This window comes from Microcoleus sp. A003_D6 (assembly GCF_036702825.1).
In the GTDB taxonomy this organism is placed as follows: Bacteria; Cyanobacteriota; Cyanobacteriia; order Cyanobacteriales; family Microcoleaceae; genus Microcoleus.
Map to the genome: position 1 here is coordinate 80,283 of NZ_JAUBWA010000010.1, position 10,786 is coordinate 91,068.

Genomic DNA, 10,786 nt, shown 5'->3' on the forward strand with positions numbered 1-10,786 from the left:
CTAAAATCTAAAATCTAAAATCTAAAATTGTATGACTTGGACAAGGCGACACATTCTCACTCTGGCTGATTTTACCTCGGACGAATACGATACGGTGCTGCAAACGGCAGCTAGTTTTAGGGAGGTGCTCGGCCGCCGCACGAAGAAAGTGCCAGCTTTGCAGGGTCAAGTGGTCGCGAATTTGTTTTTTGAACCTTCTACCCGGACGCGCAATAGTTTTGAGTTGGCGGCGAAGCGGCTGTCGGCGGATACGCTGAATTTTACGCCGGGGAGTTCTTCTCTGACGAAGGGAGAAACTATTCTGGATACGGCTAAGACTTATCTGGCGATGGGAACGGATTTGATGGTGATCCGGCACGAACAAGCTGGAGTTCCCAGCACGATTGCCTCGGAAATGGATCGTTTGGGTTCGAGAGTCAGCGTTCTCAATGCTGGAGACGGTCAGCACGAACACCCGTCGCAAGGTTTGCTAGACTTATTTACTATTTGTGCTCTGTTAGATACCGAACGTCCGCAACTGGAACTTTTAGCGGGCAAAAAAATTGCTGTGGTGGGGGATATCTTGCATTCGCGGGTGGCTAGGTCTAATATTTGGAGTCTCACGGCTTCTGGGGCAGAGGTTCATTTGGCCGGGCCGCCGACTTTGCTGCCGCTGTTGTTTGCTGAGTGCGGCGATGGTAGGGAAGGCAAATTATTTTTGCACTGGCAGCTTGAACCTGCTTTGGCTGATGCTGATTTTGTGATGACTTTGCGGCTGCAAAAGGAACGGATGAGCGAGCATTTGCTGCCGAGTTTACGAGAGTACCATTCTTTGTACGGGATTACGCGCGATCGGCTCAAACTCTGCAAGCCGGAGGTGAAGGTGTTGCACCCTGGCCCGGTTAACCGCGGCGTGGAAATTAGTTCGGATTTGATGGACGATCCGCAGTTCAGCTTAATTTCTCAGCAAGTTACCAGCGGCGTGGCGGTGCGGATGGCATTACTTTATCTGATCGGCGGCGGTAAAGTTTAGGCTGTTAGTTGTTAGTGATGAATTTCGGATATTCGATTATTTTCAGGATCGATCGCCTCTTTACAATAATCGTTACCCGGTCAGACCGAGTAACGATTAAAACTCTTTCTAGAAATGTAAAGTGCTCTAGTTAAGAGTTAGGAAAGCCAGGACGAAGACACCCAGCCGCCACCTTTGAGTTGGGCCCAGCCGTTTTTGTAACGACCGGTCAATTTGATGTTGTCTCCATAATATAACTTGCCTATTACATGAGAACAGCTATCGGGACGGTTGCGGATATTCAGCCGGCCGCCATTAGTGACAACTTTGGCGTAGCTGTGATGGCCGTGATGGCTTTTCTTGCCGCAGCGGGAGTAGCAACTTGCGGCCTGGGCTTCGCCGCCGACACTCAGAACAGATAGAGCTACTGCCATACCTGCAACGCCTATCCATGCAGAATTAGGAATTTTCAAGCCCAGCTCGTCTAAGGACTTGAGTTGGAGTTCGGACTCTGGAGATTCATAAGCAACAAAAGAGTGGCTCAATGCTAGTGCTTCCATAGTTTCCTCGTGATTGTTGTTAACATTTGTTGGTGCAGACTCAGGTTAAAACCTCAATTAACAGCCAAAACCATTAACTTATGTGTCTGAAAAGGCACAAAAGGGAGTTACGGTCTTGCTTTTACTGAGTATTAACCAATTAGCCTGAACCCTGCACAGGTATATCATGTCATTTAAGTAGCTTTTTGGAACAAAAAAATAAATAAAGTTTACATCTGCTGCTAAAGATTGGGGGGACACGGATAAGTAGGAGGGGAGAATTAAACTTAACTGTGTCATTCAAAAGGGAAGGAAGTAATCGCTTGGGGCTGGAGATTGCTTGCAGCGAGTTGGGTATGAGAGTATTTATTTTGGTGTGCTGACTTATTGAGTTGCTACAGGCCGCTCGCCAGTTATTCGATCGAACAAGCATCCTGCTCGTCTTCAAGCACGGTCTTAATTTGGTTCGGGCGAGTTATATGTAGCCGATCGCACGCTGTGCAGCGATTCGGGGCAACCCCGCTCCCTTGCCCGTGCTACGAGATTGGTCTAAAAATTAGCCTCCCTGTGTCCCCGACAAGAATGCAAGACAAATCCATCGCGACTTGATTTGTGTCAAGATTAACTAACATATCCAGCACCACTTCTTTGGCAATGAACTCCTTCGCTGCACTTTCGATCGGCACAATTCCTCAACGCCATGAATCAGACAGCTTCGCCATTACCATAGCGCCGTTGTCTGTAGAGGAAATATACGCTTTGGCAGATGACCCCGCCAACGGAGCCGTGGTAATGATGAGCGGTACAGTCCGCAACCAAACTGACGGTCAAGCTGTAGTTTCCCTAGAATATCAAGCCTACGAACCGATGGCCGTGCGAGTATTCCAGCAAATCGCTACTGAAATCCGCCGCCAGTGGGCCGATGTCAATCGGGTTGCCATTCACCACCGCGTCGGACGCTTGCAAGTAGGAGAAATCAGCGTAGTGGTGGCTGTTGGCTGTCCCCACCGGGACTCAGCCTTTGCAGCTTGCCAGTATGCGATAGATACGCTCAAACACAATGTACCAATTTGGAAAAAGGAACATTGGGCCGATGGTTCTAGCAGTTGGGTTAGTATTGGAGCGTGCGAGGCGATCGGGCATTAGTCAATAGATTTTAGATTTTAGATATGAGATTGAAGAGGGGAACTTGTGACGATCGCTCAGCGTCAACGACTGTGGAATGTTCGATGAGCCAATTCCACCGATGAGCGACTTTATTTCCGTGTCCTGGTCTGCGGTTGTGGCGACCGTTCAAAGAGTGCAATTGCCAGCCGAAAAACTCTCTAATTATGACTTGGTGTTGCGCTGTCAGGAAGGAAATCGACCTGAGAGCACTGCCTTTTCAGAACTGTTGAAGCGGTATCAGTCCCACGTAGACAGGGTTCTATATCACTTGGCGCCTGACTGGCAAGACCGAGCAGACTTGGCTCAGGAAGTCTGGATTCGAGTCTACCGCAATGTTAACCGCTTGCAAGAGCCTGTTAAATTTCGGGGCTGGCTGAGCCGCATCGCCACTAATTTGTTTTACGATGAGTTGCGGAAGCGCAAGCGGGTGCGAACTCCGCTGTCGCTCGACGTACCCCGTACTCTGGAAGATGGGGAGGTTGATTGGGAAATTCCGGCCGACAGTCCGGGGCCTGATGAAGATTTGACGACTAGAGAATTTTACGACCAGTTGCGATCGGCGATCGCAGATTTGCCGGAAGTATTCCGCACGACAATTGTTTTGAGAGAAATAGAAGGTTTAGCATATGAGGAGATAGCGGAAATGACCGGTGTTTCTCTGGGAACTGTCAAGTCCAGAATTGCTAGAGCACGCCAAAGATTGCAGTTGCAATTGCAAAAATATCTCGACGGTAATTAGCCAGAGTGATTTTAGAGGCGGGTCAAGAAGATTTGGTAATGTTTGCTGTGACATCAAAACTTCTCTTTTAAAATATAAATAAGCAGTAAATCATCCTAATAGCGAGCGCGTGCTTCCCCTAATTTGAGCAAGTGGTGTGAAATATGAATTCTAACTTTGAATCGGCTAAAAATCAGAATCAGCAAGATATCGGGGATTCACTGGCCCAAAATCAAGCTAACAACAATTATCCCCAGGGCAATGTAACTACTATGATGCGCGATCGCTTTGAATTGCTGAGTGCCTACCTCGACGGCGAAGTGACGGCGGCAGAACGCCGGCAAGTTGAGGATTGGCTGACAAATGACTCCACTACGAAACGTTTGTACTCGCGACTGCTGATGATGCAGCATGGTTTTCAGACAATGCCAGTGCCTGCTGCGGAACAATCTGCACAGGAGTTGGCGGCGAAGGTTTTGCAGCGGGTGGAACGCAAGCCGAAGCGGACTTGGATTTTGGGTGGAGGTGCGATCGCAGCTTTGTTGATTGGGGTGGTGTCTGGTGTCGGTGGCGGCCGCCAATTGTTTGCTCCCCAGTTTGCTCGATCGCCCGTTCCTGCTGAATCTGACGGTTTGATTGTGGCTTTGAATGAGCCTCTGGTGGAGATTGTTAATCCTAACGATTTGATGCTTGGGGTGAATGCACCGATAATGGATATTCCCAAAGTTGGTGTAGCAACCCCTCAAAAGTCATTGCCAAAGGCGCAGTAGGATTTCTGTTTTGAGAAATAACTGAAGTTGCTAAGCTCCCTAAAAAAGGGGGCTTTTTGCCGTTTTTCCCAGTTTTTTAAGGTGGATATATCCTTTGACAATCTCTGGGTTTTGATTGGCTAATTGCATAAATTTTTGATTGATAGGGAAACCGCAGATAAACGCAGATAAACGCAGATAATTTCAAGATAGTTGGCAATTTTTGCAATCTTGTCTAATGACGAATTGTGGGGCGCTCGATCGCAATTAAGCCCGATCGCACTTGTCACCTGTTTTGTTGATTTTGGCGATCGGCAACAGCAATGTCTCCTCAATTTCCTGCCGCACAGCAGGAGATACATTACAACCGATCTTGAGGCAATCTACCAGCAATTTATTAGCATCATAATACTTCCTCAGCAATGATTTCTGCTGTTCACTGAACCGCCAATCGTGACCTATATTGCGATAGGAAATTATGATTTGTCTTAATTGCCTAGTCCAAACTTCTCCGTTAGCTTGCCACCATTGCCTAAATATTTCCTTGTCACCATCTGGGAGAGGTAGTTGTTTCTTAAGTTCTTCCAGTGCTTGCATCAGTTCAGGTTCCACAACAGAGACAAGAAGAATGTCGTGGGCAAGGCTAAGGGCAGGGTCAATAGCACTGTCGAGTACAGGCAAAATGGCAAGATCGAGAACAAGGTCTAGGGTCAGTTGAACAGCAGGGTCAAAGGTATGTTTAACGGCCAGGTAAAGGGCAGCGTCAAGGAAACGTTCAGGGTTACGATTAAGAGCAAGCTCAAGGCATGGCAGAAGGGAAAAGTAAAAGAATCTAACTGCCGCAGGTTTGTAGGGAAAATCGACAGAAAGAGATTTTTGGTTGACCCACACTAGGAACTGCTGCAAATTCTCATCGTTAGCGACCATTCCATCAACTTGCTGTTTCATTAACAGCAATAAGTCATCAGCTTTTGGCAAAATCCCAAGTGCCAGGAAAAATACTTCTCGCCAGCGCTTATCGGTGATGTGAATGACCACTTTTTCTAAAGAGTTTGCCTCATAATCTTCAATAATTGCTTTTGCAGTAAAATACTCTTGAAATGTTAGATGAGAAAACGAATAAATGCCTCTTGCCCTCTCCACTAATACTCCATGTTGTGCCTCGATCGCCTTCAGCACAACCTCACTGTCCATCTCCAACTGAACAGGGTCAGTTGTGCCATCGGGTAAGTTAGCCAAATAGTCTGCAATCACTTGTTGGATTTGATTTTTTTCAAAAAAGTAATCGCCCCGTTCAAAAGTAATAGCTGCCACAAAAGCAAGTAAATGTTTCTTGCGACACAAATTCAAATCGCGATAAACTTCATCCCGTTTAATGCCTCTAGTTTCATCCCATTTTCTGAGCATAATTTCCAGTCCTTCCTCATACAACTTGGCTCGGTTGGATGGAAAATCTGCTTTTGCTTGGAATACTAAACAAGTCAGATTCAACAAGATAGGCGTTACTGCCAGTTCTCGGATTTGCTGATTTTTATTCATTTTTAGCTTCTCTACGAATTGAGATGCTAAAGTTTTTCCTGCCTCCATATTCTGGGAAAAAGCCACAAACCAATTGCGAGCAAAGGCAGCGATTTGCTTATTATTAAAATCGGCTACCTCAACACAAGTAAAGGCTTCGTCGTGAAATCTGTACTTAGAAGCGGCAATTCGACAGGTAATAATAAACTGATTGTTGTAATACTTTTGGACAAACTGACGAATCTGTCTGACGACTGCATCGCTATCTGATTCTGGCACTTCATCTAAGCCGTCCAATAAAATCAAACCTCTGCCTTGACTGAGTGCGAGTTCAGTTTGCGATCGCGCTTCAACTCCGCAACTGGCAAATTCGTCGCTGATATATTCTAATAAGTCAAAATTAGCGATTTCAGCAAAGGTTTTTAGAGGGATAAAAATCGGTATTTTGTTGGATTCAAATTTTGCGCGATCGCACTGAATGGCGATGTGTTTCAAAAAAGTAGTTTTACCGGAACCTGGTTTGCCGAGTACCATCAGTTTAGAGTGAGATTTCACCGCATCCAATCCCGGTACTCGTTTCTGGCGTACTTTGCCTAAACCCAATCGGTTAAAGTTATCCGCATCTGGGTTGAAGTCTCTCACTAAATCGCCAATTTCTCCCGGCTGCCAACTGGTAATTTCCTCCAAAATGTTGACTTCAATGTAGAGGTTGCTTAAATCAACGGGCTGTGCAATATCCAAGAGTTGCATTTTGCTGTAAAGCTGTTGGATTTTGCTGTGGCATTTTTGCCGTATCTCTTCCACTACCGAATCAATGTCTAAATTCGGTGGCTGCGGATTTTGTGGTGGAGGACGATCGACAATTTCTTCCCAATTTAACTGCAAAACCGTGCAGAAAGCCCTGAAAGCATTGGTTTTAATCGGTTCTCTTCCTCGTAAAAAACGCCTCCAAGTTGGCAGCGAGATACCATCGGCATAAGGCCCGGCCTCTGTCCAAGTTCGATCGGGTTCTAATGTTTGACTAGCTTCTACTAGCCATCTGGGGTCTTCTATCGTCGATCCCCTCTCTCTTCTAGCTTGCCTAATTTTTACTAATCCCTCCTCTGAGGCTTTGAGGGTAGTCATTGTATAATTTACTTTTCTAATTGTCAATGTCAGTTTTCGCTCAGTTTAGCGATCGCAAACTGAGTTTGTCAAGACCTGAGCAATTAAGAGAAAATGATCGTGACAACAACTGCACGGCAGACGAAAAAAGTCAGGCATAAATCATGCAAACTTAATCGTTCAGAATGTCACTCCCTTTTTTAGCTAAAAAAGTCCACATTAAATCATGACAAAGGATACCAAAATGAAAGATAACATGGATGAAATCCCGTCAGGTGGGATAGGTATAAAAATTATTGGCAAAATTGCCGATGAGCTAAGTTATACCTGCACTTCGGGCGGTCGCAACTGTCTGTTAATGGTGAAATATTATCAGCAGCCCGGTCTAGTACAACCGCAACATAGCAATCAAGCAGGTTTTGTTAAGCGGGCGATCGATGTTTTAAACTTTAACTGGCTTGAAAAGCAACGAAATCGCCAACCCGACCCAAGTTCTAACCAGCACCTTCAAAAATTTAGCCTTCAATTAAATACGGATATCAAGGCTGTTGCTCAAGTTTTATCCTGGGTTGAACAGTTAGATCCTCTACCAATTCCCGAAGCAGTTTTGCATCAGTGTAAACTTGCTGTGATTGAAGGGTTTACGAATGCTGTTCGCCACGCTCACAAAAATCTGCCCTTAGAAACTCCGATAGAGTTGGAAATAACAGTTTTTTACCAACACCTAGAAATCAAAATTTGGGATGAGGGAAAGCCTTTCGATCTCAAGGCGAAGTTGGAAGAAGAATTGGCAGAAGAAAAAAGTCTGTTTAATTGCAACGATCTGGGATTTATGCTTGACTCTTGACTAAATTTGTTCTGTAATTACCAACTTTAAATTGACAATAGAATTTTGTCATGACTGCTGATACTACTCCCAAGATTCTCGTTGTGGATGACGATCTATTAATCCGCACTCTAGTTCATCGTTTTTTAACTCAGAAATATCAAGTAGATTGGGCAGCAGATGGCGAGACGGCTTTAGAATTGTTTGAGAAATTAAAGCCACTGCTAGTAATTCTCGATTGCAATTTGCCGGATACTACAGGCTATTACCTCTGCCAGGAAATGCAGCGCCGTACTAATGTTTTTGTGATAATGCTAAGCAGCCGCACAGACGAAGCCGATCGACTTAAAGTCCTGTCCGCAGGTGCTGATGACTGTATCTGCAAACCATTTGGTCTGGCGGAGTTGGCAATTCGTGTAGAAGTTGTGTTGAGACGCATGAGGGCTGTCACTCCATCACGTATTGTATTCGATAAATTCGCGATCGATTCAGCGCGTCGGGAAGCAACACTCAACGACAAAATTATCAAGTTAACAGCCTTGGAATTTAATATCTACGGGGGCTGCGCCAACGAAGAGGATCGCACTGCAATGGCAATTTACTAAGCTCATCGGCATTAACCACCTTATTTGGCGAAAAACCTATTTTCCCAAGTCCCATCGGGCAGCCAGATGCCTCCTAGAGCACGAACGCGATCGGGTACCATGCAGTATGCCCAAGCCGTCCCTAGAGGTTTGAGGTGTCGATCGAAGATTTCGATTTCCTCCCGCTGATATTCGTTTTGTGTCGGTTCCCGCAGCGGATCGTAGTCTTCAAGTCGGTCTAAATCTTGCAAAATAGCCGAGTTTGCGAAACAGAGGAGAAAACCGCAGACATTGCCTTCTCCGACCACCATCGCAGGATAGCCGATCGGCAGGGCAAAAAGTTGACCGCGGGCGATCGCGGGGCAAGCATCCACAACTTTTCCTTCGCAGTAGCGGAGATAGTTGCACTCCCCCGGTTTGAGAGTGCCGTAGACAAAGACTTTCATCAGGTAGGGCCTAACCGCTAGTTTTTGCTAAGATAGATGGCTAAGCTAATAGTTTAAGTCTCGCGGGCGATCGCGACTGCAATCTTGATAAATTTCGTTGTTTACCCTTTCTTATAATTCATGACTCTAGCAGTTAGTTTTATTGCTTTTGGACTTCGGCCCTTGTACTTGAGCTCTTTTTTGCCCCTTGACAGCTTGTTTTCGACTCAAGGGATTATGGTGATGCTGCTGGCGGCCTATGCCGGGGCGATGTGGATGTTTCTCACCAGTGCTCCGAAGGTACACACGGTGATGGTATCGGATCTCGGACAAGCCAGGGAATTCTATGAAGGTATGCTAAACCTGCCCGTAGCAGAAGTGCCGCTGCACTACTACTACAATTACGAACAAACTTTGGGTACAACCGGTATCGATCCGCTGTATTTGTCACCGAATGTCGGGAGGGCAACGACCTCTCAAACAATGGGGAGTCCCGATGGTTTGTGGTATCAGTTGATGAAAAATACCCAACTGCACATCATTAGCGGCGCCGGTGTAGGGGAAAAAAATCGCGAACGTCATGTTTGTTTCGATCGCGATTGTTTGGATCAGCTATTGATGAGGGTACAAACTCGGGGCATTAGTTATAAAATTCGCCGGGAAAAGCCACTGAATTTTTTAGTCAAGGATTACGACGGCCGGGTGATTGAAATGGCTGAGGTTAGTAATTAAGTAGGTCGTTCTAATTAAAGGTAAAACGATCTCGTGCGCTACCCCCGACTTCTTTTTTTGGGTAATATCATTCCGGCCCGGCCGGAATGATATTAGTCGCGAACACGGCTCATCTCCAGAGAGATAATGGCTCAATCAAAAAATGATAAGAATAATTGAGATTTTTGATATCTAACTAGATCCTGGTTACACTGCATTAATTGGTTGCCGGAGATTGTTTCCTACGCCAACAATAATCAGTAACACTCTTGTTAACTAAAACCTGGAGACAAGTAATCATGGCAGAAGTGGAAGTTCTTGTAGAAAGTTTGTGGGAACTTGATGAGGATCAGCTAGAAGCACAGATTGGCTCTCGCGTACAAGCCATAGGGGATGATGTTGCTGGACGTGGAGCAAGAGGGGTAGACCCAGCATCGTTGGAATCTATTGATGTGAACTTTGCGGCTAGAGCATCGATCGATCCAAGATTTTTAGATGCTGGTCGGCAGCTTGTCGATCGCGTAAACCCCTTAGTTTACGAGCTGATGTGCAAACCCCTCGGAGGAAACGATTTAGAGACTCAGAAAATCCTGGATGAAGCTATCAACCAGAATTACACGAAAGCTGCGGGTATGTTAGCTCCTGCTCTCATCTCTGGACTGGGACTTGCTCCTGTTATTGCTACTCTCCTGGCCACGTTGATTATCAAAAAGATTGCCAATTATACCGCTACTGGAATTTGTGAAACTTGGCAGAAAAACCTGCCCAAACCCACAAGCTGAGCTATAAACTGGAATTAGCAACAGAAATTGTCGGGGAACGCGATCGCACGGGCTGTTAGAATATTCCAGTAGCTAAGCGTCCGCGATTTTCCCTGAGCTATCCCCTCATCTTTGACTTATAGTGCATAGACTGCCAATACTTGATTGCCTATGCAATAAGAGTTTACTAGAGTTGAGCAATCGCTCCTCGTAGTGCAGCAGCAATAACTCCCTCCGGAATGGTTGCCAAAATCTGTTGTCCTTGCTGCCGTAAAAATTGCTTGAAGATAGGATCTTTCTGTGCTTCTGCTAGCATTACCTGCTGGATCAACTCTACCTGAGTTTCCTCTGTGCCAGCTACCTTTTGTCCAGATAGTTGTGTAAGAAAGCTTTGAGCAGTGGTGACAATTTCTCCTGAATTGGGACTGACCACAATACTCCGCACTTGACCTGCCGCTTCGCTATACTCGATCGCCTCACCTGCCAAGTTAGTGATTGTACTGCCTGAGATGAAGAAATTCTGACCGAAGGGTTTTTGACTGTAGTTTTTGAGAGCAGCAGATTGATCGGCTACAATCCCTAGTAGCTGATTGATCTGCTGCTCTTTCGTTCCTAGAACCCACATTCCGCAGATATTCAGACAAATTTAATAATTTTAAATTTGGAGGCATGAAACCCTGAAATAAATACCTA

General features: G+C 45.7%; 12 protein-coding genes. 8 read left to right on the top strand and 4 right to left on the bottom strand.

Features of this window, described 5'->3' with window-relative positions; genetic code table 11:
- The first annotated feature begins 31 nt into the window (after positions 1–31).
- Positions 32–1,012 (top strand): aspartate carbamoyltransferase catalytic subunit, encoded by a 981-nt coding sequence (locus QUB70_RS05130; RefSeq protein WP_332978756.1) that lies wholly within the window; start codon positions 32–34, stop codon positions 1,010–1,012.
- Positions 1,013–1,149: 137 nt separating this feature from the next.
- Here the strand turns inward: QUB70_RS05130 and QUB70_RS05135 are convergent, their stop codons facing one another.
- Positions 1,150–1,551: an SH3 domain-containing protein gene (locus QUB70_RS05135; RefSeq protein WP_332978758.1), complete on the bottom strand. Its 402-nt coding sequence runs from the start codon at positions 1,549–1,551 to the stop codon at positions 1,150–1,152.
- 633 nt (positions 1,552–2,184) lie between these two features.
- Between QUB70_RS05135 and QUB70_RS05140 the strand changes: the two genes are divergently transcribed.
- The 3 genes from QUB70_RS05140 to QUB70_RS05150 all read left to right on the top strand — a co-directional run bounded on the left by QUB70_RS05140 (position 2,185) and on the right by QUB70_RS05150 (position 4,185).
- Complete coding sequence (locus QUB70_RS05140) at positions 2,185–2,676, top strand: molybdenum cofactor biosynthesis protein MoaE (RefSeq protein WP_332978769.1); 492 nt, start codon at positions 2,185–2,187, stop codon at positions 2,674–2,676.
- Between the two features lie 100 nt (positions 2,677–2,776).
- Complete coding sequence (locus QUB70_RS05145) at positions 2,777–3,436, top strand: sigma-70 family RNA polymerase sigma factor (protein ID WP_332978771.1); 660 nt, start codon at positions 2,777–2,779, stop codon at positions 3,434–3,436.
- 143 nt (positions 3,437–3,579) lie between these two features.
- Complete coding sequence (locus QUB70_RS05150; RefSeq protein WP_332978759.1) at positions 3,580–4,185, top strand: anti-sigma factor family protein; 606 nt, start codon at positions 3,580–3,582, stop codon at positions 4,183–4,185.
- Between the two features lie 246 nt (positions 4,186–4,431).
- Here QUB70_RS05150 and QUB70_RS05155 read toward each other — a convergent pair whose 3' ends face one another.
- Positions 4,432–6,807, bottom strand: coding sequence for an NACHT domain-containing protein (locus tag QUB70_RS05155; RefSeq protein ID WP_332978760.1), 2,376 nt, complete (start codon positions 6,805–6,807; stop codon positions 4,432–4,434).
- Between the two features lie 223 nt (positions 6,808–7,030).
- On the opposite strand from QUB70_RS05155, the gene QUB70_RS05160 reads away from it, so the two are divergent.
- Positions 7,031–7,633, top strand: coding sequence for an ATP-binding protein (locus QUB70_RS05160; protein WP_332978761.1), 603 nt, complete (start codon positions 7,031–7,033; stop codon positions 7,631–7,633).
- Positions 7,634–7,683: 50 nt separating this feature from the next.
- Positions 7,684–8,217, top strand: coding sequence for a response regulator transcription factor (locus QUB70_RS05165; protein WP_332978762.1), 534 nt, complete (start codon positions 7,684–7,686; stop codon positions 8,215–8,217).
- Positions 8,218–8,237: 20 nt separating this feature from the next.
- Here QUB70_RS05165 and QUB70_RS05170 read toward each other — a convergent pair whose 3' ends face one another.
- Positions 8,238–8,642, bottom strand: a complete 405-nt coding sequence (locus QUB70_RS05170; RefSeq protein WP_332978763.1) for a gamma-glutamylcyclotransferase family protein — start codon at positions 8,640–8,642, stop codon at positions 8,238–8,240.
- A 120-nt stretch (positions 8,643–8,762) separates the two neighbouring features.
- On the opposite strand from QUB70_RS05170, the gene QUB70_RS05175 reads away from it, so the two are divergent.
- Both QUB70_RS05175 and QUB70_RS05180 read left to right on the top strand, forming a co-directional pair.
- Entirely contained in the window at positions 8,763–9,353 is a 591-nt protein-coding gene (locus QUB70_RS05175; RefSeq protein ID WP_332978765.1) for a glyoxalase-like domain protein, read from the top strand.
- A gap of 278 nt (positions 9,354–9,631) precedes the next feature.
- Entirely contained in the window at positions 9,632–10,114 is a 483-nt protein-coding gene (locus tag QUB70_RS05180) for a hypothetical protein (protein ID WP_332978766.1), read from the top strand.
- Between the two features lie 166 nt (positions 10,115–10,280).
- Here the strand turns inward: QUB70_RS05180 and QUB70_RS05185 are convergent, their stop codons facing one another.
- Positions 10,281–10,718, bottom strand: a complete 438-nt coding sequence (locus tag QUB70_RS05185) for a hypothetical protein (protein WP_332978767.1) — start codon at positions 10,716–10,718, stop codon at positions 10,281–10,283.
- Positions 10,719–10,786: the final 68 nt, after the last annotated feature.